At 45.3% G+C, this 23285-nt stretch carries 24 protein-coding genes; 7 read left to right on the forward strand and 17 right to left on the reverse strand.

Annotated elements, in window-relative coordinates; all coding sequences use genetic code 11:
• Positions 1-37: 37 nt before the first annotated feature.
• The 3 genes from R7E42_RS20740 to R7E42_RS20750 all read left to right on the forward strand — a co-directional run bounded on the left by R7E42_RS20740 (position 38) and on the right by R7E42_RS20750 (position 2381).
• A complete protein-coding gene (locus R7E42_RS20740; RefSeq protein WP_025768062.1) occupies positions 38-652 on the forward strand; it encodes a TetR/AcrR family transcriptional regulator in 615 nt (204 codons plus the stop codon).
• Positions 653-981: 329 nt separating this feature from the next.
• Positions 982-1887, forward strand: a complete 906-nt coding sequence (rimK, locus tag R7E42_RS20745) for a 30S ribosomal protein S6--L-glutamate ligase (RefSeq protein ID WP_005374224.1) — start codon at positions 982-984, stop codon at positions 1885-1887.
• Positions 1888-1952: 65 nt separating this feature from the next.
• Positions 1953-2381 carry an ATP-dependent zinc protease gene (locus R7E42_RS20750; protein WP_005384193.1) on the forward strand — a complete coding sequence of 143 codons (429 nt, stop codon included), beginning with the start codon at positions 1953-1955 and terminating at the stop codon, positions 2379-2381.
• Positions 2382-2447: 66 nt separating this feature from the next.
• Here the strand turns inward: R7E42_RS20750 and R7E42_RS20755 are convergent, their stop codons facing one another.
• Positions 2448-3173: an MBL fold metallo-hydrolase gene (locus R7E42_RS20755; RefSeq protein ID WP_195723061.1), complete on the reverse strand. Its 726-nt coding sequence runs from the start codon at positions 3171-3173 to the stop codon at positions 2448-2450.
• Positions 3174-3496: 323 nt separating this feature from the next.
• Here R7E42_RS20755 and speA point away from each other — a divergent pair, with 323 nt between their 5' ends.
• The 4 genes from speA to R7E42_RS20775 all read left to right on the forward strand — a co-directional run bounded on the left by speA (position 3497) and on the right by R7E42_RS20775 (position 10421).
• Positions 3497-5407, forward strand: a complete 1911-nt coding sequence (speA, locus tag R7E42_RS20760; protein ID WP_031778854.1) for an arginine decarboxylase — start codon at positions 3497-3499, stop codon at positions 5405-5407.
• 1 nt (position 5408) lies between these two features.
• The gene (speB, locus tag R7E42_RS20765) at positions 5409-6329 is read left to right on the forward strand and encodes an agmatinase (protein WP_005374233.1); all 921 of its coding nucleotides are present in this window, start codon (positions 5409-5411) and stop codon (positions 6327-6329) included.
• A 409-nt stretch (positions 6330-6738) separates the two neighbouring features.
• Positions 6739-7944, forward strand: a complete 1206-nt coding sequence (emrD, locus tag R7E42_RS20770) for a multidrug efflux MFS transporter EmrD (RefSeq protein WP_005374234.1) — start codon at positions 6739-6741, stop codon at positions 7942-7944.
• Positions 7945-8255: 311 nt separating this feature from the next.
• Positions 8256-10421 (forward strand): S9 family peptidase, encoded by a 2166-nt coding sequence (locus R7E42_RS20775; RefSeq protein ID WP_081886414.1) that lies wholly within the window; start codon positions 8256-8258, stop codon positions 10419-10421.
• Positions 10422-10636: 215 nt separating this feature from the next.
• Here R7E42_RS20775 and R7E42_RS20780 read toward each other — a convergent pair whose 3' ends face one another.
• From R7E42_RS20780 to R7E42_RS20855, 16 genes are all read right to left on the reverse strand, one after another.
• Complete coding sequence (locus R7E42_RS20780) at positions 10637-11632, reverse strand: porin (RefSeq protein WP_017635534.1); 996 nt, start codon at positions 11630-11632, stop codon at positions 10637-10639.
• Between the two features lie 215 nt (positions 11633-11847).
• Positions 11848-12717, reverse strand: a complete 870-nt coding sequence (locus R7E42_RS20785; RefSeq protein ID WP_158155663.1) for a metal ABC transporter solute-binding protein, Zn/Mn family — start codon at positions 12715-12717, stop codon at positions 11848-11850.
• Positions 12718-12739: 22 nt separating this feature from the next.
• Positions 12740-13615, reverse strand: coding sequence for a metal ABC transporter permease (locus R7E42_RS20790; RefSeq protein WP_318072965.1), 876 nt, complete (start codon positions 13613-13615; stop codon positions 12740-12742).
• Entirely contained in the window at positions 13615-14343 is a 729-nt protein-coding gene (locus tag R7E42_RS20795) for a metal ABC transporter ATP-binding protein (protein WP_025768067.1), read from the reverse strand. Before R7E42_RS20795 ends, R7E42_RS20790 begins: the two co-directional genes overlap by 1 nt.
• Complete coding sequence (locus tag R7E42_RS20800; RefSeq protein WP_149192198.1) at positions 14343-15269, reverse strand: metal ABC transporter solute-binding protein, Zn/Mn family; 927 nt, start codon at positions 15267-15269, stop codon at positions 14343-14345. Before R7E42_RS20800 ends, R7E42_RS20795 begins: the two co-directional genes overlap by 1 nt.
• A 22-nt stretch (positions 15270-15291) precedes the next feature.
• Positions 15292-15843 (reverse strand): DUF6162 family protein, encoded by a 552-nt coding sequence (locus R7E42_RS20805; RefSeq protein ID WP_149192199.1) that lies wholly within the window; start codon positions 15841-15843, stop codon positions 15292-15294.
• A complete protein-coding gene (locus tag R7E42_RS20810; RefSeq protein WP_005374251.1) occupies positions 15840-16160 on the reverse strand; it encodes a hypothetical protein in 321 nt (106 codons plus the stop codon). The genes R7E42_RS20805 and R7E42_RS20810 overlap by 4 nt, the downstream gene beginning before the upstream one ends.
• Before the next feature lie 42 nt (positions 16161-16202).
• On the reverse strand, positions 16203-17033 hold the full coding sequence (locus R7E42_RS20815) for a DUF4198 domain-containing protein (RefSeq protein ID WP_005374252.1): 831 nt from the start codon (positions 17031-17033) through the stop codon (positions 16203-16205).
• A gap of 15 nt (positions 17034-17048) precedes the next feature.
• Positions 17049-17588, reverse strand: a complete 540-nt coding sequence (locus R7E42_RS20820; RefSeq protein WP_017635538.1) for a DUF2271 domain-containing protein — start codon at positions 17586-17588, stop codon at positions 17049-17051.
• A gap of 21 nt (positions 17589-17609) precedes the next feature.
• Positions 17610-18239 carry a PepSY-associated TM helix domain-containing protein gene (locus tag R7E42_RS20825; protein WP_222711994.1) on the reverse strand — a complete coding sequence of 210 codons (630 nt, stop codon included), beginning with the start codon at positions 18237-18239 and terminating at the stop codon, positions 17610-17612.
• A 133-nt stretch (positions 18240-18372) separates the two neighbouring features.
• Positions 18373-19545 carry a hypothetical protein gene (locus R7E42_RS20830; RefSeq protein ID WP_318072966.1) on the reverse strand — a complete coding sequence of 391 codons (1173 nt, stop codon included), beginning with the start codon at positions 19543-19545 and terminating at the stop codon, positions 18373-18375.
• Entirely contained in the window at positions 19542-20162 is a 621-nt protein-coding gene (locus tag R7E42_RS20835; RefSeq protein WP_318072967.1) for an energy transducer TonB, read from the reverse strand. The genes R7E42_RS20830 and R7E42_RS20835 overlap by 4 nt, the downstream gene beginning before the upstream one ends.
• The gene (locus R7E42_RS20840; protein WP_005374257.1) at positions 20162-20566 is read right to left on the reverse strand and encodes an ExbD/TolR family protein; all 405 of its coding nucleotides are present in this window, start codon (positions 20564-20566) and stop codon (positions 20162-20164) included. Before R7E42_RS20840 ends, R7E42_RS20835 begins: the two co-directional genes overlap by 1 nt.
• Positions 20563-21117 (reverse strand): MotA/TolQ/ExbB proton channel family protein, encoded by a 555-nt coding sequence (locus R7E42_RS20845; protein WP_017635540.1) that lies wholly within the window; start codon positions 21115-21117, stop codon positions 20563-20565. Before R7E42_RS20845 ends, R7E42_RS20840 begins: the two co-directional genes overlap by 4 nt.
• A complete protein-coding gene (locus R7E42_RS20850) occupies positions 21117-22484 on the reverse strand; it encodes a MotA/TolQ/ExbB proton channel family protein (RefSeq protein ID WP_171345943.1) in 1368 nt (455 codons plus the stop codon). Before R7E42_RS20850 ends, R7E42_RS20845 begins: the two co-directional genes overlap by 1 nt.
• On the reverse strand, positions 22485-23252 hold the full coding sequence (locus R7E42_RS20855; RefSeq protein ID WP_005386010.1) for a DUF3450 domain-containing protein: 768 nt from the start codon (positions 23250-23252) through the stop codon (positions 22485-22487). It lies immediately after the preceding gene.
• Positions 23253-23285 lie beyond the last annotated feature (33 nt).

Below are 23285 nucleotides of genomic sequence, written 5' to 3' on the forward strand. Positions count from 1 at the left end.
ATAGATCAAGAAATGATCTTCTTAATTTAGCAAGCTTATGAATGTAAAAAGAAAAAGTCGTAGCGAAACCAAAAGAGAAGCCATCTTGTGCGCGGCAAGGCAAGCGTTCCAAGAGTTTGGGGTGCAAAACACCAGCATGGATAAGCTCTCTGCAATCGCACAAGTCTCTAAGCGCACGGTCTATAATCACTTCCCTTCTAAGGAAGCGATCGTGACGGAGTTGCTGACTGAGCTTTGGCGTTCGTCAATGATGGAAAGCGATATTAAACGCTTGGCCACTCTGCCACTCAAAGATCAATTGATTGAATTACTCTACAGCGAGATCATTGTGGTGACGGAACCAAACTATATTGAGCTGGCAAAAGTGGCATTTGGGCACTTCTTATTTAAGCCGGAAGATCTCAAAGAACAAGCAGAACAAATGTCGAAACAGGAAACCGCCCTGTACCGCTGGCTTACTGAGAAATCGAACAGTGGCGCTTTGCAAATTGATGATGTACATATAGCAAGCACTCAATTGCACAACTTACTTAAAGGCAGTGCATTCTGGCCGCAGTTAATGGGAATTCGCCCCTCTTTGTCGAATGAAGAATCTAGGCTGTTAGCTACCCAAACGGCGGAACTTTTTTTAAGTCACTATCAAAACAGCTAAAAACAGCGGTCAAATTGGCCGCTTTTTTAAGCGATAATTCGTGACAAAGCGATGAAATTTTTGCTCAATTTTATTTATCTCGCCCTTGACAGTCTCATACCGCAAGGCGTGAGCGTTCGATAAAATATTTTTGTCGTGTCGACGATGCTTTTTCGTTTTCATCTCACAAAAAAACGCCCTAAGGTGCGCACCTCTGACGACGTGGTTGTTCAACCACAATTCTAAATCGTTGAAGTAAGTAGGTTATGTCATAACATGATCACCTGCCTACTGCATTCTATGCTCTATACTTATATTTTAATTTGGTACTGACTTACTAAGGAATTGCCATGCGTATTGCTATTCTCTCTCGTAATGAGAATTTATATTCAACCATGCGCCTAAAACAGGCGGGTGAAGAACGTGGGCATCAAATCGATGTGATCGACACGCTTCACTGTTATATGGACATTACGAGCAACAACCCTAAGATCCGCTACAAGGGTGAAGAATTACCGCAATACGATGCTGTTATTCCGCGTATTGGGGCATCTATTACGTTTTACGGCACTGCTGTTGTACGTCAGTTTGAAATGATGGGTACATTTTGTGTCAACGAATCTGTCGCGATCAGCCGCTCTCGTGACAAGTTGCGCTCATTGCAATTGCTATCACGTAAAGGCATCGGTTTGCCACGCACTGGCTTTGCTCACCATCCTGACAACATTCAGGACGTGATCAAAAACGTTGGTGGCGCACCTCTAGTGATTAAATTGCTAGAAGGCACTCAAGGCATTGGTGTTGTACTTGCTGAAACAAATAAAGCGGCAGAAAGTGTGATTGAAGCTTTCATGGGTTTGAAAGCTAACATCATGGTGCAAGAATTTATCGAAGAAGCAAAAGGCGCGGACATCCGTTGTTTTGTTGTCGGAAATAAGGTGATTGCCGCAATGAAGCGCCAAGCAAAAGAAGGCGAGTTCCGTTCTAACCTTCACCGTGGTGGCTCTGCACAACTCGTGCGTTTGAGCAAAGAAGAGCGTGCGACCGCTGTAAATGCAGCGAAAGTGATGGGCTTGAACCTTTGTGGTGTGGATATCCTTCAATCTAAAAATGGCCCAGTGGTAATGGAAGTGAACTCTTCCCCTGGTCTAGAAGGCATCGAACTAGCAACTGGTAAAAACATTGCAGGTATGATCTTCGATTTTATCGAGAAAAACGCTAAGCCAAATTCAAACCGTACTCGCGGTAAAGGTTGATTTTTGTTTAACGCACAAGAGAGCCAAAAACCGGCTCTCTTGTTACTCGTCGCTAGGATGACACTATGAATCAGAAAATGATCATTGGGAATGCCGAAGCTATTTGCTTGCCAGAGTTAGGGATTACTCACCTTGAAGCGCGTATTGATACAGGCGCTCAAACCTCTTCATTACATGTAGACAATATTGATTGCTTTGAAAAAGATGGTCAGTCTTATGTTGCATTCGATTTGCACCCAGATGTATACCATTTAGAACAAGTGGTTCGCTGCACAGCGAAACTAAAAGCAAACCGTAAGGTTAAATCTTCTAACGGTACTTTTGAGCACCGCTGCGTGATCACAACGATGCTGCGTATGGGCGACCAACAATGGCCAATCGACATTACGTTGACTAACCGTGAAAAAATGACTTACATGATGTTGTTAGGTCGTCAGGGTATGGCAGACAAAGTGCTCGTTGATCCTAGCCAATCTCACTTATTGGCATCTTAACCCCGTAGCTTCAGATGAGTGATCGAACGTTTTTGTTGAGCATCACTCGTCTGGCTTTATCCTCGCCTACTTCCTACGAAATAACGCAAACAACAATCCCTTCGCTTTAACTTTTGTCACTCGCCAGTGCGTCATTGGCTTAGTCGGCGCTGTATTCAAAATGTGCTGATACGCTTTTTCATCCAAAGTCACCTCTCCCCCATGTGCCAAAAGCAAACATTGCGGATTCATCTCAAACACACGCTTTAATGATTGCCGATATTGATTCGGATGAAATATGGGAAACGGCGCAATCAGATGCTTTTTCACCTGCACCATTAAATCCGCCACATACAACACATCTTGTTCAGAATGATAAACCGACAGATCTCGGTCGGTATGCCCTAGCGTTTCTAGCACCTGCCAATCATCAAATCCAGGAATAAACTGTCCATCAATAAGTTCAATATCTGGCTTTAGCTTGCGGGAATACCACAGGTTTTGCTTTGGTTTACGCATCCGATTCGCCATCCAGCGTGCTAACATTAAATCGGTCAAATGCATTAGCCAACCGTCTACACCGCTATACCACTGGCTCTCTCGCTTTGCGGCCAATAGCTTACATCCTGTTAAATCACGTAGTTTGTGCGCACCACCAGCATGGTCTGGATGCATGTGGGTCACAACAACCAACTTTAGGTCAGAAAAAGGACGATGGAGTTGATGTTCAATAAAGTCTTTAAGATGAGGAATGTCTGCTCGACTGGCACCATCAAGCAACAATAATTTATCGGGATATTCGGCGAGATACATGGTCTGAATGTACCCCTGAATTCTGTGCAGCTGCAAAATATGTCCTTATTTTAGTGAGATGCTTCATGACCGAATCCTTACTGGTCAGACCAACTATAACAGCAGAATGGACGCTTCGGTAAACAAATATTCACACGTAGCGACGACAACAAATCATAATCGAGATGATAGATTTTAATCATTAGACTCAAGGGCCCTTTTATCCGTTAATGCGCGCACACGGAGTTCGTGTCAGGGTATGAGGTAAATACCTCATGATTTGCTTTTTTGTACTTTTCCTTCTAATTAATTAAGGAGTTAAGTACATTTTTGTGAGAATCGAGTTGGAAAAAGCAACTAAATTAGACCGCATCCGCGCGGACTACAACGTTCACTACTGGAGCCAAGGTTTCTACGGCATTGATGACCAAGGCGAAGTATATGTATCACCACGTAGTGATCGTGCACATCAAATCCCTTTCAGCGCTATTGTAAATGAGCTAGAAGCGAAGCAGTTAAATCTGCCTGTATTAGTACGCTTCCCGCAAATCGTGCACCAACGTGTGCATGGTATTTGCCACGCATTCAACCAAGCAATTGAAGAATACCAATATCCAAACAAATACTTGTTGGTGTACCCAATTAAAGTAAACCAACAACGTGAAGTGGTGGATGAAATTCTAGCGAGCCAAGCTCAACTAGAAACCAAGCAGCTTGGTCTTGAAGCGGGTAGCAAGCCTGAATTGTTGGCGGTACTTGCATTGGCTCAACAAGGTAGCTCCGTGATCGTGTGTAATGGCTACAAAGACCGTGAGTATGTGCGTCTTGCACTGATCGGTGAAAAGCTGGGTCACAAGGTATTCATCGTACTAGAGAAGCTTTCTGAGCTGGATCTGGTACTAGAAGAAGCGAAAAGTTTGGGCGTAAAACCGCGCCTTGGTTTACGCATTCGCCTCGCCTCTCAAGGCGCAGGGAAATGGCAAGCAAGTGGCGGTGAAAAATCGAAGTTTGGTTTATCAGCATCGCAAGTGCTTAGCGTTATTGAACGTCTTAAACGCGAAGGCAACCTAGACGCGATGCAACTGGTTCACTTCCACCTTGGTTCACAGATGGCAAACATCCGTGATGTACGCAATGGTGTGAACGAGTCTGCACGTTTCTACTGCGAACTACGCGCGCTCGGTGCAAACATCGAGTACTTCGATGTGGGCGGCGGCTTGGCAGTGGATTATGACGGCACACGCAGCCAATCATCGAATTCGATGAACTACGGCCTTGCAGAATACGCACGTAATATCGTCAACACTGTGGGCGATGTGTGTCTGCAATACGAACAACCAATGCCAGTGATCATTTCGGAATCGGGTCGCTCGCTAACAGCGCACCACGCTGTATTGATTTCTAACGTAATTGGTACCGAGTCGTACCTACCGGAAGAAGTACATGAGCTTGATGAGGACGCTCCGCTTTTGCTACAAAACATGTGGCGAAACTGGGAAAACTTACAAGATGGTACAGATGCTCGTGCGTTAATTGAGATTTACAATGATACCCAAAGTGATTTGGCAGAAGTGCACTCTCAATTTGCTACAGGCGTGCTTAACTTGGAACAACGTGCGTGGGCAGAACAATTGTCACTGCGCATTTACTTCGAATTAAGCCGCAAGATGAGCACTAAGAATCGCTTCCACCGTCCGATTCTGGACGAGTTGAGCGAACGTCTTGCGGATAAGTTCTTCGTGAACTTCTCTCTCTTCCAATCTCTACCAGATGCTTGGGGTATTGATCAGGTGTTCCCTGTTCTGCCACTTTCTGGTCTGGGCGAGGCGGAAGAGCGTCGTGCAGTGATGTTGGACATCACATGTGACTCTGATGGCGCGATCGATCACTACGTTGATGGTCAAGGCATCGAGAGCACGCTACCTGTACCAGCTTGGAGCAAAGACAAACCGTACTTAATGGGCTTTTTCCTAGTAGGCGCATACCAAGAAATCCTTGGTGACATGCACAACCTATTTGGTGATACCCACAGTGCTGTAGTCAATGTTGATGAACATGGTCAATTTGAGATCAGTTACATCAACGAAGGTGATAGTGTAGAAGACATGATGCGCTACGTTCATATCGACGTGGATGCGATTCGTGACAATTATAAACAATTGGTTTCACAGCGAGTTGAAGCCAATGAACAAGCACAAATCCTAGCAGAACTAGAACAAGGTCTAGCAGGATACACCTATTTAGAGGACTTCTGATATGAATGATTTGTTTACTAAAACTGATTATTCGCTTTACTCCAACTCTATGTCGTTTTTACGTCTGCCGTACATTCGTAACCCAGTATCGGCAGACGCAGACGTTGTGGTGTTGGGAGTCCCTCTGGACATGGCAACATCTGGGCGTCCAGGTGCGCGTATGGGTCCAGATGCAATTCGCCGTGCCTCAGTCAACTTGGCATGGGAAGGTAAGAAGTTCCCGTGGAGCTTCAACGTATTGGATAAACTGAAAGTGATCGACGCAGGTGATCTCGTGTTCGATTGCGGTGATGCGGAAGATTTTACTTACCGCCTTGAAGCGGCAACCAGTGAAATTCTAAAAAGTGGTAAAACCATGTTGGGATTGGGCGGTGACCACTTCATTACGCTACCTATCCTGCGTGCCTATGCGAAGCATCATGGCCAAATGGCTTTGATTCACTTTGATGCTCATACGGACACCTATGCAAATGGCAGTTCATACGATCACGGTACGATGTTCTACCATGCGCCGAAAGAAGGTTTGATCTCAGCAAAGAACTCAATACAAATCGGCATTCGTACGGAGTACAAACAGCAAGATCACGGCTTCAATGTGATTAATGCGATGCAAGCGAATGACATGTCGGTGAACGAGATCCTAGAAGAAATTCGTCGCACCGTCGCAGACAAGCCAGTATATGTCACTTTTGACATCGACTGCTTAGACCCGGCCTTCGCACCGGGAACTGGTACACCAGTTTGTGGTGGCTTGAACTCAGACAAAGCGCTGAAAATTATTCGTGGTTTAGCCGGCATGAATATCGTGGGTATGGATGTTGTCGAAGTATCGCCTCCATACGATCACAGTGATGTTACCGCACTAGCGGGAGCAACCATCGCACTAGAAATGCTTTACGCATATGCATCTGAGCGCGAATAGACATAATCATTTCTAAGGGAGCTTCGGCTCCCTTTTCTTTCTGATGCCTTCCTCTACCTTTTATTCACTCGTTTCATCTTGAACTCACCTCAACCGATCAGACGCTTTATTTTTGCACTTTAACCATTAAAAACAGTTACCTATAAGGCTCATACTATTCACGAAAAGCAAAAGATTTAACGTAAATAGACAAAGAAATGCACCTCTTTTTGAAAACAAAATCGGATTAGTTTTTCTAATTGAAATCATAGATTTTTATCTTGCTCGACTTCACACTTTTCGATTGCTAATTATACAAGCAAGCACTATTATCTCGCGCAAATATCCCCGCAACACAAGAAGTCAGTTGGCACTCTGTAAAAGAGCGCTAAGGGTTTTTACGTCTTAAACTTTTTGGAGAGATACGCAAATGTCTGCTTCGTTTCCATTAGCGAAACTTACCTTTTTAATCGCTATATTGACTGCCGTGGGTCAAATGACCCAGACAATGTACGTGCCTTCAATCGGTCATATGGCGGGCGAGTTTTTGGTATCTGCGTCATCACTTCAAGCTGTGATGGCTTGTTACCTAATCCCATATGGCTTGTCGCAATTTGCGTATGGCACACTATCGGACCGCTTGGGACGCAAACCGATCATCATCGTCGGGCTGCTTATCTACATCGCGGGTACACTGGTAGCATTATTTGCACATCAATTTGAATGGTTCTTGATTGGTAGCTTTATCCAAGGCTTAGGTATTGGTTGCGGCGGTGCGATGTCACGCACTCTGACTCGCGATTGCTTTGAAGGCTCTGATCTACACAGAGCAAACAGCTTAATTAGCATGTGTGTGATTTTCTCACCATTAATGGCACCAGTATTAGGCGGCTACCTAACAGAAGCTTTCGGATGGCGGTCGAGCTACTTGTTCTTAGCGCTATTTGCTATCGCGGTTGTGATCACCATGATGACAAGCATGATGGAGACGCTACCAAAAGAGAAACGCAAATTCGAACCAGTAGCCAAAAGCTACAAACACGTTTTGTCTGACCGTCGCTTTCAAGGCTTTTTAATTTGCCTGGTTGCAACATTCGCAGGTGTGGGTGTATTCGAAGCGGCGGCTGGGGTGTTGTTAGGTGGGGTATTAGAATTACCTGCAACAACGGTAAGTTTGCTGTTTATATTGCCGATCCCAGGTTACTTGGTGGGTGCGGGCTTATCTAGCTACATCGCAAGACGTCGCTCTGAGCGTCGTGCTCTAAATGTAGGCTTGGTCTCTATTTTTGTAGGCTCTGCTATTGTGCTCATCCCAGGCTTGTTTGGTTTAACCACGGCATTAACGCTGGTTGGAGGCGCAACCGTGTACTTTTTGGGTGCGGGCATTCTCTTCCCAGCAGCAACAACTGGAGCGATTGCGCCATTCCCATACCATGCAGGAACAGCAGGCGCGACATTGGGTGGCATGCAAAACTTGGGGGCAGGTGTAGCAACTTTGCTCGCGTCACTATTTCCAGCGCATAACCAGATGCCTTTGGGCATTTTGATGATGGCAATGTCGGTAATTGCAATGCTTGGGTTAATGTGGGTGAATCGAGCACACAATCACTCAAACGAAGTACCGCAAGTTATCTGATCATTATCAGCTTACTTTCAAAATCCAAAAGGGACACACTCAACAAGTGTGTCCCTTTTTTCATATCACACTATATCGATTTCCCGATGAGAATGATTTAACTTTCGAATTGATATTTGTTAAAAATAACAGCTGCTTACACAATGTGTTTTCAGCTTCCTTCAAATTGAGTAGCCAACTCGAAAATATTGAGGATTCTCACTTTTTCGGCATACCCCATAACAAAGAATGGACAACTGAAAACCACTAACAAAATGAAAGCCCAGCCCTCAGGATGAGGCCACTTGAGTGTACAATAAGGATAAAATCAGATGCGTTTCACTTTAACTACGTTGGCCGTCTCGGTCGCGCTTGTCGCCGGATGCAGCAATCAAGGAATCCCCAGCATGACTCAATACTCCCAAACACAGATCGTTGCTCAACAAACTCAAGCTCCGGTTGCGAAAAAAGTCCCTCACTCGATGACTATTCATGGCGATACCCGCGTTGATAACTACTACTGGATGCGTGACGACGAACGTAAAGACCCTGAAATTTTACAGCACCTAGAGAAAGAAAATCAGTACGCAGAAACCGTTCTAAAGCACACTGAAACACTTCAAGATACGCTATTTGAAGAAATTAAAGGGCGCATCGCAAAAGACGACAACTCAGTACCGGTTCGTAAAGGCAACTACTTCTACTCCAGTGAAGTGACCGGAGATAACGAGTACGAAGTCCATTTGCGAGCTAAAGACTTTGCAGGCAAAGACAAACAAATCATTTTAGATGTCAATGAACTAGCAAAAGAACATGAATTTTTCAGTATCGGCGGCCTATACGTTAGTCCGAATGAAAACTTATTGGCGTATGGCGAAGACACATTAAGCCGCCGCGTGTACACCCTTAAGATCAAAGACCTGACAACAGGCAATTACCTACAAGATGAAATCGAAGGGGCCTCAAGCGCTGTCGCATGGCAGAACGATAACAACGCCTTTTACTACATCAAAAAAGATCCACAGACCTTATTGGGCTACCAAGTTTATCGTCATGTATTGGGCACACCACAAAGCAGCGATGAGCTGATTTTTGAGGAAACCGACAGCGCCTATTACACCTCACTAAGCAAAAGCAAAGATGGCGAAGATATTTATATCTGGCATTCGAGTACAGAAACCAGTGGGGTCTCTATCATTGATGCGAACAACCCTAAAGCAAAGGCGAAACCGTTCTATCCTCGTGAAGATGGCATTGAATACAGTATTTCTAAGCTAGGCGATTGGTACTACATTTATACTAACTATCAAGCCGTCAACTTCCGTTTGATGAAAGTTCATCAAAATGACATGCATGACCGCTCTAAATGGCAAGATGTGATTGCCGCAGACGACAACACTCAACTTGTCGACTTCGAGTTATTCGATGATCACATCGTCTATGAGCAGCGCTCTAACGGCCTAGCAAGCGTCACTGTACGTCAGCTTTCAACAGGAAAAGAACTCCCCCTCACATTTAATGACGATGCGTTTGCTGCCTATTTGACAGGTAACCTAGAGCTGGATAACGAGAAAGTTCGTATTTATTACAGCAGTTTAACCACTCCAGGAACCTACTACGATTTCGATCTAAAAACGGGCGGGTCAGAAATCATGAAGCAAACACCTGTACTTGGTGATTTTAATCCTGACAATTACCAATCAGAACGCATCATGGTCACAGCCCGTGACGGTAAAGAAGTACCCGTTTCTTTGGTGTATCGTAAAGACTTATTTAAGAAAGATGGTACAAATCCACTCTACCAATATGGTTATGGATCTTATGGCGCAACCATTGAGCCAACTTTCCGCTCGACACGTTTGAGTCTATTGGATCGCGGCTTTGTTTACGCCATTGCTCATATTCGTGGATCTGAAATGCTTGGCCGCCCTTGGTATGAAGACGGTAAAAAACTAACCAAGCAAAACACATTCAACGACTTTATTGATGTGACTAAAGGTTTGGTTGAACAAGGCTACGGCGCGAAAGATAAAGTCTTCGCTGTTGGTGGCTCTGCAGGAGGTCTCTTAATGGGGGCTATCATCAACCAAGCACCAGAACTGTACCGCGGTATCGGTGCACATGTTCCGTTTGTGGACGTGGTAACCACTATGCTCGATGAATCAATTCCATTGACCACCAATGAGTATGATGAATGGGGTAACCCAAATAACAAAACATACTATGACTATATGTTGAGTTACTCGCCTTACGACAACATCAAGGCGCAAAACTACCCGAACATGTTGGTAACGACTGGCTTGCACGACTCTCAAGTACAGTACTTTGAACCAATGAAGTGGGTCGCCAAACTTCGTGAAATGAAGACAGACGATAACGTCTTATTGTTCAAAACCGATATGGAAGCCGGACACGGCGGCGCATCTGGTCGATTTAAGCGCTTAAAAGAAGATGCGCTAGAGTATGCCTTCTTCCTCGATTTACTCGATAAAAAATAAGCGTATTAATAGAACTGTATCTCTAACAACAAAAAATGCCCGCAAGTTGCGGGCATTTTTATAGACGCACTCTCTAAACAAAGAGTGGGGTTACCTAAGCACAGAATGACTAGCGTCTCTTATAGCCAAAGGATAGCAGAAAGAAAAACGCCTACTCACAACGAGTAGGCGTTAACACAATAAATGTGTTTAGGCAGTAGAAACTGGCCTATTTATTAGAAGTAGTAACGAGCACCTAGAGTCCAGTAGTCGTTCTCTTCATTGTTGTAGTCGTTACCTAGATCAAACTGGTAAGCTGCAAACGTTACGAAAGCAGGAGTTACAGCGTACTCTGCTTGTAGCGCAGTTTCGCTTGAAACTGTCTTATTGTCTTCTTCGTCTTCTACGCCTTCGTAGTTAACGCTGAATGTCCAATCGTTTACGCCGTATGCCAAAAGAGCTTCAAGTTGAGAAGTGTCTTTACGCATTTGGTAGAAGTACTCGTTCATACCGTATACTACTGCTGCGTATAGACCTGAACCGTACTGACCGTAGTTTACAGAGAATAGGTGTGATTCAGCGTTCTTAGTACCTAGAGTCGCGTTTTTAACATCACCACCGCTGTATACGTAGCCTAGACCAAAGCCAGCTACAGAACCGCTCAATGCAACTTGACCACGTTGCTCGTATGTTGTTGCATCTGAAGTTTGCTCACCTTGCCAACCTAGACCTAGGTTGAAAGCAAAACCTTCACCAAATTCAAAACCTTTACGGTAGCTAAGCATTTTATCAGCACGAGCTGAGCCTAGGTTGCCGTGGTTGTCGTACAAAAAGTCGTTCGCAAACGCGATTGGTAGATCCGCAACGCCAGCGACATCGTAGTAAGGTGACCATTGAGTACCTGCTACTAAACGGCCAAACTGCTCATGAGTAGCACCGATGTAACCTAGACGAGTTTTGAACGATTGCTCGCCACCGTTTAGGTAGTTAAGCGCCCATTCACCTTTAGCGTCGATAGTAATACCGTTGCCAATGTCTTTCTTACCCGCAACGTTAATACGTGGAGACACTTGGTGAACTTTTACATCTTCTTCGAAATACTCACCCACGCCAACTGAAACGTGACCGCCGATCGATAAAGATGTACCATCGCTGTTGTAAACTTCTGCTGCGAAGGCCTGTGAACCACATGCTAGTGCCGCCACTGCAACGGCTAGAGTTTTCATTTTCATTGTTAACATCCGTATAGTTGTTTGTACCGGTTCGCTTAGAAACAGATTAAATCCGAATCAATCGCAACGAACACATAACAAAGTAGTAATGAAATAGAAATGAAACAAACACTTTCTTATGCAACCAGTGGTATTAATGTTCACATTTTGAACTGAGTCACAAAAAAATAGGGAACTTTTCATTCCCCATCATAAAATCTGTGGCTTTTTACGTGTCACATCTCCCAACGTGCGAGTGGCTTCTCAGTTTTGATACCCTTACTGCCCCAGCGGTCAATAACATCAATTTGCAGTATACGACTCGGTTTAATAAGCGATGTCAAGGTTTTCGACGGTCGTTTATCCGTCACCAACCATAGCGTTTTATCTTGTTCAAACTGAGCTTTTAAAGATAATTTGTCTTCTTCTGTCCACTCGAGTTCCGGCTTAAATTCGCGCCCAACCACAAACAATTGGTTGCCAGAGGCAAAGTCCTCTAATGACTCACTCATCAGTACCACTGAATCGATGCCTTTATCGAAGATCTCTGCCTGTTGTTGGTTGATCAGTTCACGCACATTGAGCATAAGAGCCTGTTGATTCGTTTGAATCGTCTTTTGGTGTTCAGGATATACACGTTGTAGATCCTCTCCAACAATACCCGCCATTCGGATTAAGTTTGTAGGGTTAAGCCACGCGTACTTCGATGTTGACCCGTTTTCCAATGTCAGTACTGCAACTCCTTGAGCTCTAGGAGAAATGGCCTGCGATGCATCGATTTCAATCAAGTGAATGTTGCCCTGTCGAGCGTAAACATAAGTCGGGTCTTGTTTCCAAATCGCACCAAGAGTAATAGCAACCGTCGCGACTTGACCCGCTTGCTTAACTTGCTCTGTACCTTTATTTGCGAACCAGTTTTCAAGACGCTCAACGCCGTAACGCTTTGGAGGCAGATACTGAGTCTCTATCCCTGTACCTTTCATGAGTTGCTCAGACAACATGTACGTGACGGGAGTGCTGGTTAAAATGTCTTTGGCGCTTGCCAACGATGGAAGTGTTGTCGCTATAACCAAACCAAAAGTTATCGCTAATTTTTTTATCTTCATGTTCATTACTTTATAAAAAGGGTTACGCTTTTTGGATAATTCGGTAAACCGTTGCTGTTAGGAAAAATGCCGCAGAAACAATGATGATGGATGCGCCTGATGGCACTGGTAGCTCAAGCTCCATCGGCAGTATGGTTCCTATTAAACACGCAATGGTTGCCAATAAAGAAGAAAGGAGAACAAAACTGCCCATGTGTTTAGTCAATAACCGAGCCGTTGCACCAGGAATCAGTAGCAATGCACCAACCAATACCGCGCCAATAATCTTTACAGCGGCGATGGTGACCAAGGTGATCATCATGACAAATAAGTAATCATAAAAGCTGGTATTAAAGCCGCGTACACGTGCAATATCCGGGCTGATACAAGTTAGCAAAATGCGGTTAAACGTTGGAATAAGAAGCAGTAATATGATCAAACAACTGATCGCTAAAATAAGGATATCGTTGTCCGTCACAGTCAAGATCGAGCCAAACAACACGTTCTCCAAGATGTGAATGTTGATCTTGCGAGCAACGTACATTAACAGTGCAGCACCAACCGCTAACGCTAGTGCAAGAAAAACCCCAACCAGTGTGTCGTAAGGTACATTCGTACGATTACGAACAAAGTGAAGCAACAGCGCAAAAATCATACAAAAGCTAAACAATCCGATGATCGGATTCTCTGGCGGCTCACCGAGCAACACACCAATCGCGATTCCGGTAAGCGCAGCGTGCCCAACCGCTTCAGAGAAAAAAGCCAGTCGCTTGGCGATGACTAATGTACCAAGACCACCAAGTAATGGTCCTAATATCAGCGCTGCCACGATTGCGTTCACCATGAAAGCATAAGAAAAGCTATCGCTTAACCATCCAGCTTCAACGCCGCTAACCGCTAACTCTCGCAACCAATCCATTATGCAGCCTCCACTTTTGCTGTGTAGTGCTTGAATAATGTTTCTATACGATCAGGGCTTAGCACATCTGAATGGTGACCTGACGCCACAATTTGACGATTTACAACATGGACCTGCGCATCTAAACGGCGCACTGCGGTCACGTCATGGTGCACTGCCAGTACCGTTTTGCCTTCTCCAACGACTTCATGAATCAAACCTTCAAGATATCGAACACCTTGCTCATCCATACCAGTTGTAGGTTCGTCTAAAACCAATAAATTGGGCTCATCCAGTAAAGCTTGCGCAAACAAAACACGCTGTTGCTCACCGCCAGAGAGTTGCCCCATACGACGATCGCAACGCGTTGCCATACCCACGCGATCCAGCTGGGCCAGGGCATGTTGAGTTTGTTTCGTTTTACGTCGCCAAAATAGAGGGATACGAGTTTGGTTAAGCAGTACAAAATCCATCACGGTTAACGGGAGGCTTGCTTCAAACATCGCTTTTTGTGGCACATACCCTATCTTCCCCGATGCAGCTGATGGTTCTGGCCAATTGAGCGCTATGTTTCCCGAAAATGGCGTGAGTCCAAGTACCGAACGAAGCAAAGAGGTTTTACCACCGCCATTCGGTCCCATAATCACGTGACATTTCGCGTTCTCGAATTCGGCGCTGATGTTCTGCAAAATGATATTGTCGGCGTATTTTAGGCCCACGTTACTTAAGGAAACGGAAGGTCCAGTCATTACGCCTTTTCCCCTGCTCGCTTACTCGCCACAAATTTCATGGCTTCGATTAGTGTTTCCACATTATCTCGCATCTCAACCTCGACTTTATCAGCCTCATACTCACCGTGAGTCATGTGAGAAAAGCGATAAAGCTGCACCCCAGTCGCCTCTTCGATGGTATCAACAAAGCGATTCGGCATATTGAGCTCATAAAACAGCACATCAATGCCCGATTCACGAATTTTCGCTATCGTTTCCTGTAGCTGACTTGCACTTGGTTCTACACCATGAGCAGGCTCAATGACAGCGGCAACGTCAACACCAAACTCCTGAAGGATATATCCGTAAGCATTGTGGGTTGTCGCCACCTTCATACCAGCCGTGTCCAACTCACCAAGAGACAACATTGCATCACGCTTCATCAGGCGAAATGTTTTCGCGTATTTACGGGCATTTTGGCGATAGAACGCAGCATTGTCTGGGTCCAATTGGCTTAGCTCACTCGCGATGGTGTAAACCTTTTGAATGGTTGTTGATAGACCGACAAAGGTGTGAGGGTTCACTGCTCCTTGACCAACAGACTGCCCCATAGCGGGCAATAAAGGCACTTCTTTGTTCGCTTCGATAACCACGAGATCATCACGCTGAGAAGCCTTGATCACTTTCAGTGCAAAATCGTCATGACCAATACCATTGATCACTATTACGTCCATTTCATTTAAGCGTTTAAGATCATTAGGTTGTGGTAAATAGTTGTGAGGATTAAAACCAGCATCAACCAAAGGAATGATGTTCGCCTTGTCATCAACAACAGCTTTAACATAGCTGTAATAAGGTTGTAGCGTAATACCAATACTGAGTTTTTCGGCAGCAAAGCCTGTAGAAGACACCGCCAATAACGCGGTGGCTGTAAGAATACGACGTAAAAGAGAGCGTTTGATCATAGTACTTATCAATTATGTTGTCTTAATGGGCGTGAGAGTGGGAAGAAGAGCCTGACAGAACGATTTGTTTCCAGCCGAAATCGTGGCGTTTAGCTAGATCGCTTAGTCCCTCCACATTTAACGAACGGCTAGAATCATTAAACCAAATATCAGCTTGAGAACTGCGGCTATCCAACAGCATGGAAGCAGAGCCTTGGGCACTGGTCTTCGCGCCAATGTAGACACCGTCATCAATTCGTTGCCACTGATGAGAACCTTTACGCTTCCAGTTTTGGTCTTTCACGAATGGAGCAATCCAAAGCGCCTCCATGTCAGAGACCTCAGGCCAAGTTCCAGTTTCTAGCTGCAAATCACGAATCTCTTCATGAGCGAGCTTAAGCTCAGCGATCAACCCCAACTCATTTTGATGTAAATCCGTGATTAACACTTGATGAGACTGCATGTCTGGCTTTTCAGTCGCGACCTGATGGTAGGGCATAAGTATGGCTGCTGAACTGAGAATTGCTGCGATTGTCAGTGCGACCCACTTTCCTTCTCGGTTACCATCATCAGGGCGAACTTTCTGTACACTCATTTCTCTTTCAGCTCAACGATATCCACTTCCACCGGGCTTTCATGTCCGGCATCAAATACCAAATAGAAATCTGTTTCAGGGTGAGTAAATTCTGCGATGGAACGCTTATCTGTTTTTTCTTTGGCGATCAGATTGTCGTCGTAATCGTACATTTCGACATCGTAGTCGACCGCTGTCGATCCATCCGAGTAGCCCGCTTCACAAATCACTTTATCTTGCGCCAAGTGACAGCTCATCAGAGGAAAATGTGCAGCAGCGTGAAAGGACGCAAATCCAGAAAAAAGCAAAACAGCTTTTAGAAGAGAAGTGTTATTCATGATAATTCCAAAATGGCCCAGCAATTGCTGAGCCTAATTCGATTAGTTAAGTTGAGTTTCAAACGTAAGATGAACATTGGCACTCGCTTTATCCGCCAATGGATTATCTTTTAATTCACCTTTGTAGTTCGCTTTCATTAAGTAGCGCCCAGCGACTTCTGGCGTGAAGATCACTTTGCCATCTTTATCGCTCACCACATCGATTTGTTCTTGATGGTTTCGGTACATGGTACCTTCACGTGTAATCTCAGCAGTAACGCCCTCTTGTGGCTCTCCGTTAAAGAAAAACTGGAAAGTCACAGGCTCACCTTCAATGATGTCCGATGGATGCGTGATCGGTTTCATCTCCAGCATTTTGCCTTCAATCTCCAACGCTTTGTCCGTTGGCATACCAACCGTAATGTAGCTTTCTGCTCGGGTGTAACTTAGTTGAGTAACCACATCACGCGCTTGCTCAGGAAGCACGTCACCACGCTCAGCTTTGTTTGCTCGCGCCCATTTCACCGTATCACGACGGCCCGCTTTGTATTGTGTGTAGTAGCTCGGCTGATTATTAATCGCGACTTTGTGCGTGCCTTCTTCTGTAAAAAAGAAATCAAACATAGAGCGACGCTTGCCACGAACAACAAAGTTAGGACGCTCAGAGCGGCCATCCGGCATCACCACAAATGCCTGATCACTACCCGCAGGCTTATCAAAAACAAACGTTCCGTGAGAGGCAGTAACATCAAATGTCAGCCAGTCACCGCCTTCTTTAGAAACCGTAAAGTGAGAGGGCAGAACCCAACGTGGATGTGCTTGTGCGGTGGTGGTTACAGCCAATCCCATTGCCATTACACTCGCCAATGCCACTGCTTTCATTTTGGTTTTCATTGTTGTGTCCTTTAATCACTTAACTTGATAATTGACGGTGATGACACCCGTCTCTTGTGTTGGTTTAAGCTCATAGCGCACGTCACTGTCCGCTAGCGTTATTTTTTGACGTAAGTAGTTTCGCCCACCGTGTTCACGAACGACCTCGACGTACAACGTGTAATTTCCTTGTTCCAAACGCTCCCCTGCGTCATTGGTTCCATCCCAGACAAAGCGGTATTGACCAGCAGGACGTGTTGCAGAAGTCACCGCATCAACAAGTTCACGATCATAACGACCCGCTTTTCTCCACCAGCTGCGTAGATCTTTTAACCATTCGTCTTTCCCTACCCATAACTGGATGGTTTTAACCGGTTTACGCTGATCGTTTTCAACCCAAACCGCCACATAAGGGCGTGCATACATTGAGGTATCTATCTTTGGAAGTTCGAGTTCGAAGTCGACCTTCGCGTTATCTGGTAGAGGCGCCGCGGAAAGAGAGAAAGGAGTAAAAGCCGCGATCAAAGCGGCTTTACAAAAGTGATTACGGCGGAAAAATCTTCCTGTGTTCAACATAAGTGTTCTCTAAAAAAGCTGTTATGGAACAGCAACAAAATAAATTACGAGCGACAGTAACGTACCAAAGCTCATCCATTGCATTGACGTTCTGAGCGTCTTCTTCTTAGGCAGTAACAAGCACACGCCTGTAAGAACAAAAAACACCATCAAAAGCGCAGTGACGTCGATAAACCACTTCCAAATCCCACCACTGTTGCGTCCTTTATGTAGATCGTTCAGCAGCGCAACAATACCGTAGTGCGTCGTTTCGACGTCTGCTGCACCAGTAGTCATATCAATAAAGACCGTAGCGTTATAACCCGGGCCTTTAAAATCCATAGAAAGCTCTCCGAGTAACAACTCACCTTGCTCAACTTCGGTATACACATCTAGTGCGGAGGGAATACCGCGAAGCTCGGTTTCTTTAGTCAAGAAAGCCACCAGTTCTTCACGATTAGGTTGAAAGGTATCTGAATGTGAGAATAGAACTGAGTGCGGAACCGTCAGAGTATGTTGTTGAATGATAGGTTCACTGCGTTCAAACAATTCGGGGCGATTGAGGGTAATACCAGTTACTGCAAAAAACAGCGTAACTAAGAGAAGAGCCATCGAAATATAGATATGTAGGCGGCGAGCCCAAGTTTGAACACCTTTGCTTTTAAGCAACATAGAAACAATCATCACCAATAAATGTGGGGCATAATTTAGGTGATAATCATTCGTATTGGCATTTAATTTACATTGTTTACTTTAAACAAAAAAATACCCGAGACTGAGCTCGGGTATTTAATAAAAATGTTCGCTATGAGTCCTGCGTCGATTCTACTTTGCGTAGCTGAGATAGATACTTAACCCAACTTTTTGCCTGATTCGATGGCTTAATCTCATTCGCTCTTTTGGCATTAGCGAGCGCATCGTCAAACCGCTTAAGTTTGTAGTAAGCGCGAGTTTTGATAAGTGCAACATCCGCTTTACGACCTCTGACCTTATCGAGCGCGGCAATGGCATCTTTATAATGGCCTTCTTGCACCAACAGTTGAGAATAGTTCCAGTAATACTGCCTATCTAGCTGAGCTGCAATACGCCAGCTATCAATAGACTCTTCCCACTCTTTTGCCATTTGCCAATACGTTGCTTGCTGAGCTTTTAGCTTACTATTCGAGTTTACATCCTCTAGCTCGTTCATCACCAACGCAGCTCTCTCAGGAATACCTCGTTTCGCGTACAATTGTGCCAGCAGCTTTAAGTCATCTTGGCTAAGTTGTAACCCTTTCAGTTTTGCCAACGCCAAAGAGTCTAGGGCACGTTTGTTGTCATCAACCCGTAGGTATAGAGCAACAAGCTGACGCCACCATTCAATTCGCTCAGGTTCAATCACGATTAAGCGTTTGATGGTCGAGATTGCCGGCTTCCACTTTTTCAGTTCTAGCTCAGCAGAAAGCTTTATCGACAATGCGCCAAGCTTGTCTGGCTGACCAAATTTCTCATAACGAGCCATTGCTGAAAGCACTTTTTGCCACTGACTCAGTTGATAATGAGATTGGGAAATACGCAGCCATAGCTCATGCGCTTTTTGACCTTTAGGAATGTTTTGGCTCAAGGCATAGTAATGAGGTAACGCCTTAGAAAAACGTTGCTCGTTCAGCAGTATATCAGCCAACATTTTTCGGGTTTGCCATGCTTGCTCATCTTGTAGCAAACCACTATTGACTGCCAACTCAAGTTGCTTAATCGCCGCTTGAGTTTGCTCATTCTGCCAGTAAAAAATACCCAACATTCGAGCGACATAAGCTTGATCATATCCACGAGAAAGCTCCATAGCTTCAAGAGATGAAATCGCTTCTTTTAGTTTCTCCTCTTGAGCCAAGTTGTGTGCTCGTTGAACTCTCGCTGCGGTGTATTGGCTTAACTCACTGGCAATGGTTGAGAGTGCACTCAGGCTTAATACCGTACCGATTAAGAATTTTTTCATCATTTGGCTAACTTGAACTCCACTTTAGCGGTTTGTCCGAACTGCTCAATTGACACACCATCCTCAACTTTTGGCTGATACTTCCATTTTTTAAGCGCACGGATTGCTTCTCTTTCAAACATGCGCTCGGGCTCAGCCTCGATCACTTCAATATCTTTTGGTCGTCCAGTTGCATCGATCGTGAAACGCATAATGACATAACCTTCCACTCTACGTTTCAGCGCCTTACTTGGATAGCGAGGATCAACACGATACAACGGCAGTGCTTGCTGGTTGCCCATTGTTCCCTTCAAGTTTGGGGCGCTAATCGCGATGCCTTCAAGGGTTGTGTTTAAACCTAAAGCACTGACTGGCGTCATCTGACTCATTGGTTCCATTTGAGTGTCAGCTTGAGACAGCTCCATTGGCTCCGGCGCTTGAGGTGGTTCTGGTTGCTCCGGCACTGAACGTTGACGACGCTGCACGTCTGCTTCATTCTCTACCATCACCATATCAAAACGAACGGCTTCTGAAGCTTCTGGTGCACGCTGGTTGCCTTTATCAACCATCCACGCCATAAAGCTAAACAAGCTCACAGAAATTAACAGTGATGCTGGTAGTGCAAGTAACAGCCTGCCCATTAAGGTTTCTCCGCCGCCAATGCAATGTTCTTCACACCCGCCGCCTTTGCAGCGTCCATCACTTTCACGACAGTGCCATTGTAAGCATGCTCGTCAGCTTGGATAACTAACGAGGCATCAGGCTGATCAAGTAACAGGTGCTCAATAGAGGCCTCAACACGCTCAATATCAACCACTCGTTTGTCGATGTACACATCATTCGCTGCCGTTACTGCGATAAAAATGCCCGCATCTTTTTGGCTTACTACATTAGAAGCCTGAGGGCGATTAACTTCTACACCGGATTCACGTACAAACGAACTGGTCACAATGAAGAAGATCAACATGATGAAGACGATATCAAGCATCGAGGTTAAATCGACTTGAGCTTCATCTTGTTGGTTAGGTCTGCGTCCGAGTCTCACTTTTGACTCCTTAAAGATTGTTCTAACTGGATAGCTTTTCGTTCACACACTTTGCTAAGGCGAGCATGAATAAACATGCCCGCAAGCGCTGCTACCATACCTGCCATGGTTGGCAGCGTAGCAAGTGAGATACCAGAAGCCATCAATTTCGGATTGCTGCTGCCTTGCGATGCCATTACGTCAAACACCGTAATCATGCCTGTCACCGTCCCTAACAACCCTAGCATTGGGCAAACCGCCACAAGTAGCTTAATAGTCGATAGGTTTTGGCGCAGTTCGATTTGCGCTTTTGCAATCCATCCTTCACGGATTTGATGCGCGTACCAAGAGTGGTGCTCTGATCTTGCTTGCCACTGCTCACAAAGCTGTTTTTTTACCCCTGGGAAAACCGTTGTGAGATAAATAACTCGCTCCATAACCAACAGCCAGCACACCGCCACGACGGCGGCCAGCCACCATAGGATTTGACCACCTTGCTGCATAAAGCTCATCAAGGTTGTGGCCCAATCCTCACTGATCAAACCCAATGTGCTGAGTAGGATCTGCTCCATTACGCTGCGTTCTCCGCTAAGGTGTTAGAGTGACTTTTGTTACTCGGCATATCACGCTCAGCTTGTTCTGCAACTAAACCGATGCCTTGTTTTTCTAAGATACTGCGAATATTTTCTGCTTGAGAGCTCAATACGTTGTGCGCTAATAGCAAAGGCATGGCTGAAACAAGGCCAAGTACGGTAGTCACAAGTGCCATTGAAATACCACCCGCCATTACTTTCGGATCACCATTACCAAATTGAGTGATGACTTGGAAGGTTTCGATCATACCCGTTACCGTGCCTAGTAGGCCAAGCATAGGAGCTAGAGCAGCAAGAAGCTTAAGCATCGACAACCCTTTTTCTAGGTGGGTTTGCTCATCAACAACAGCTTCCAAAAGACGTAGTTCTAACGCTTCTACGCTGCGATGCTTGTCTTTCTGGTATACCGCAAGCACGCGACCCAAAGGGTTGTTTCCTGGCTGCGCTGGGGTTTTCAGTTGCTTCATGATTTTCTGGCGCGAAATCATCAGTGATGCACCACGTACGAGCGCGATCAATAGGCCGATAGCCAATAAACCAAGGATGATTTTACCGACAACGCCACCCGCATTTAGGCGATCAGCCAAAGTCGGTGAGTTTGCAAGCTGTTCAAGAAGAATGCCACGTGACGGATCAATGACAAGTGCATCAATGTCACCAGAGGAAATAGTATTCGCTGTTGGACCGTTCTCAGGCTGACGAAGATAGTTTACCGCGTCTCCGCGTTGACCATTCCACTTAACGTAGCCAGTCTCATCCAGCAGCGCCATAGAACCAAGACGAACACCATTAACCGTTTGTTCACGACCTTCGCCATTTAGCAGTGTGAAAGAGACGTTTGCCATTTCACCGCTTGCTTTGATTTGTTCTTCCATGCTGCGCCACATCGCCTGAAGTTGGGTCAACGTTGGCAGTGATTTAGCCGCAACAATAGCATCGATATCTTTCTGATATGAGTTTGCATCGACACCGGTTACTGAGCTTTTTAGCTCAGACTCTAGCTCTTTTGCGTTCTGGCGAACGACGCCAAATAACTCACCTAGGCTCCCGGTTTCTAGACGCAACTTTTCTTCTAGCTGTGCCAGTTCTGCTTCATTTTCACCGAAGGTAACACTTAATGAGTCCGCTTCTGCTTGAAGAGCAGCCCGCTCTGCCACCAATTTATTCTTTATAGCCTGTAGCTCTTGCTCTGTTTGCTTAAAACCTGATTCACGCGCGACATTGTGCGATTGCTGTTGACGATTTTCTTGCTGCGCCTTTTGTAACAACGCATCACTAGCAAAAGTTGTATGAGGCATTAATGCGGCTGTCGAGATTAATGCAACCGATAACCATTTTTTCATCATTTATTTGCCCTCCGCAGCGGTTAACGACACTGGCAGAGTTAACATGCTCGGCGCGATCTGTTTATTCGCCATAGCGAACGCTTTGTCTAGCTCTGATTTTTGCTCAGAACCCACTTGTTGCCATGCGTGTTTTTGCTGCGACCAGCTCCAAAATGTGTCACCAGATAAGCTACGCGCTACCAAAGACAAACGGCCTAAATAGAGAATGTCCGCCTCCACAGCTTCATTGTCACCCAGGTTAATCTTGCCTTGGTAAACGCCAAGCTTGGTGCCGTAATCCATTTCAATTTGGTACGCTTCTAAAATACGACGAAACTTCTCTGCATCCGCAACGTCTGCACGCGTCATCATGGAATCCAGCTTTGCAATTCGCTCCTCACGTTGCGCTTTGCGTATAGGCTTGTCGTTAGCGACGAGCACTTTTAAGCCCTCAAGCATGTGATACATCAAAGGCACGACACCTTGACGAGTTTGAGCAATCTGCTCAATTTGCTCGTTCAAGCTATCAACTTCTTGATTTTGACTTTCAACAAGGCTTGCAAGATGATCGCGATAAATCTTCAAGTTACCGACTTCCTCTTGCAGCTGCTCAATTTCAGCTTCTAGAGTAAGTGATTTTTCTGCGCTTGCATCAATACGTTTTTGGCTTACCGCCGACGACTGGTTTGTTTTACTCTGCACAGCTTGTGCATCGTTTAAGTTCGCCGCGTGAGCGGGAATCAAAACCGATGATATCAACAGAGCGATACTTGATTTCATTAGATTCATACGAGTTATATTTCTGTGTTCCAAAAACGACCA

Origin of the sequence: Vibrio sp. Vb1337, assembly GCF_033338715.1 — a bacterium.
Taxonomy (GTDB): Bacteria; Pseudomonadota; Gammaproteobacteria; order Enterobacterales; family Vibrionaceae; genus Vibrio; species Vibrio alginolyticus.

Excerpts from the sequence above, each read along its gene's own strand:
- R7E42_RS20740 (WP_025768062.1), top strand. The coding sequence starts at position 38 with ATGAATGTAAAAAGAAAAAGTCGTAGCGAAACCAAAAGAGAAGCCATC.
- rimK (WP_005374224.1), top strand. The coding sequence starts at position 982 with ATGCGTATTGCTATTCTCTCTCGTAATGAGAATTTATATTCAACCATG.
- R7E42_RS20750 (WP_005384193.1), top strand. The coding sequence starts at position 1,953 with ATGAATCAGAAAATGATCATTGGGAATGCCGAAGCTATTTGCTTGCCA.
- R7E42_RS20755 (WP_195723061.1), bottom strand. The coding sequence starts at position 3,173 with ATGTATCTCGCCGAATATCCCGATAAATTATTGTTGCTTGATGGTGCC.
- speB (WP_005374233.1), top strand. The coding sequence starts at position 5,409 with ATGAATGATTTGTTTACTAAAACTGATTATTCGCTTTACTCCAACTCT.
- emrD (WP_005374234.1), top strand. The coding sequence starts at position 6,739 with ATGTCTGCTTCGTTTCCATTAGCGAAACTTACCTTTTTAATCGCTATA.
- R7E42_RS20775 (WP_081886414.1), top strand. The coding sequence starts at position 8,256 with ATGCGTTTCACTTTAACTACGTTGGCCGTCTCGGTCGCGCTTGTCGCC.
- R7E42_RS20780 (WP_017635534.1), bottom strand. The coding sequence starts at position 11,632 with ATGAAAATGAAAACTCTAGCCGTTGCAGTGGCGGCACTAGCATGTGGT.
- R7E42_RS20785 (WP_158155663.1), bottom strand. The coding sequence starts at position 12,717 with ATGAAGATAAAAAAATTAGCGATAACTTTTGGTTTGGTTATAGCGACA.
- R7E42_RS20790 (WP_318072965.1), bottom strand. The coding sequence starts at position 13,615 with ATGGATTGGTTGCGAGAGTTAGCGGTTAGCGGCGTTGAAGCTGGATGG.
- R7E42_RS20795 (WP_025768067.1), bottom strand. The coding sequence starts at position 14,343 with ATGACTGGACCTTCCGTTTCCTTAAGTAACGTGGGCCTAAAATACGCC.
- R7E42_RS20800 (WP_149192198.1), bottom strand. The coding sequence starts at position 15,269 with ATGATCAAACGCTCTCTTTTACGTCGTATTCTTACAGCCACCGCGTTA.
- R7E42_RS20805 (WP_149192199.1), bottom strand. The coding sequence starts at position 15,843 with ATGAGTGTACAGAAAGTTCGCCCTGATGATGGTAACCGAGAAGGAAAG.
- R7E42_RS20810 (WP_005374251.1), bottom strand. The coding sequence starts at position 16,160 with ATGAATAACACTTCTCTTCTAAAAGCTGTTTTGCTTTTTTCTGGATTT.
- R7E42_RS20815 (WP_005374252.1), bottom strand. The coding sequence starts at position 17,033 with ATGAAAACCAAAATGAAAGCAGTGGCATTGGCGAGTGTAATGGCAATG.
- R7E42_RS20820 (WP_017635538.1), bottom strand. The coding sequence starts at position 17,588 with ATGTTGAACACAGGAAGATTTTTCCGCCGTAATCACTTTTGTAAAGCC.
- R7E42_RS20825 (WP_222711994.1), bottom strand. The coding sequence starts at position 18,239 with ATGTTGCTTAAAAGCAAAGGTGTTCAAACTTGGGCTCGCCGCCTACAT.
- R7E42_RS20830 (WP_318072966.1), bottom strand. The coding sequence starts at position 19,545 with ATGATGAAAAAATTCTTAATCGGTACGGTATTAAGCCTGAGTGCACTC.
- R7E42_RS20835 (WP_318072967.1), bottom strand. The coding sequence starts at position 20,162 with ATGGGCAGGCTGTTACTTGCACTACCAGCATCACTGTTAATTTCTGTG.
- R7E42_RS20845 (WP_017635540.1), bottom strand. The coding sequence starts at position 21,117 with ATGGAGCAGATCCTACTCAGCACATTGGGTTTGATCAGTGAGGATTGG.
- R7E42_RS20850 (WP_171345943.1), bottom strand. The coding sequence starts at position 22,484 with ATGATGAAAAAATGGTTATCGGTTGCATTAATCTCGACAGCCGCATTA.
- R7E42_RS20855 (WP_005386010.1), bottom strand. The coding sequence starts at position 23,252 with ATGAATCTAATGAAATCAAGTATCGCTCTGTTGATATCATCGGTTTTG.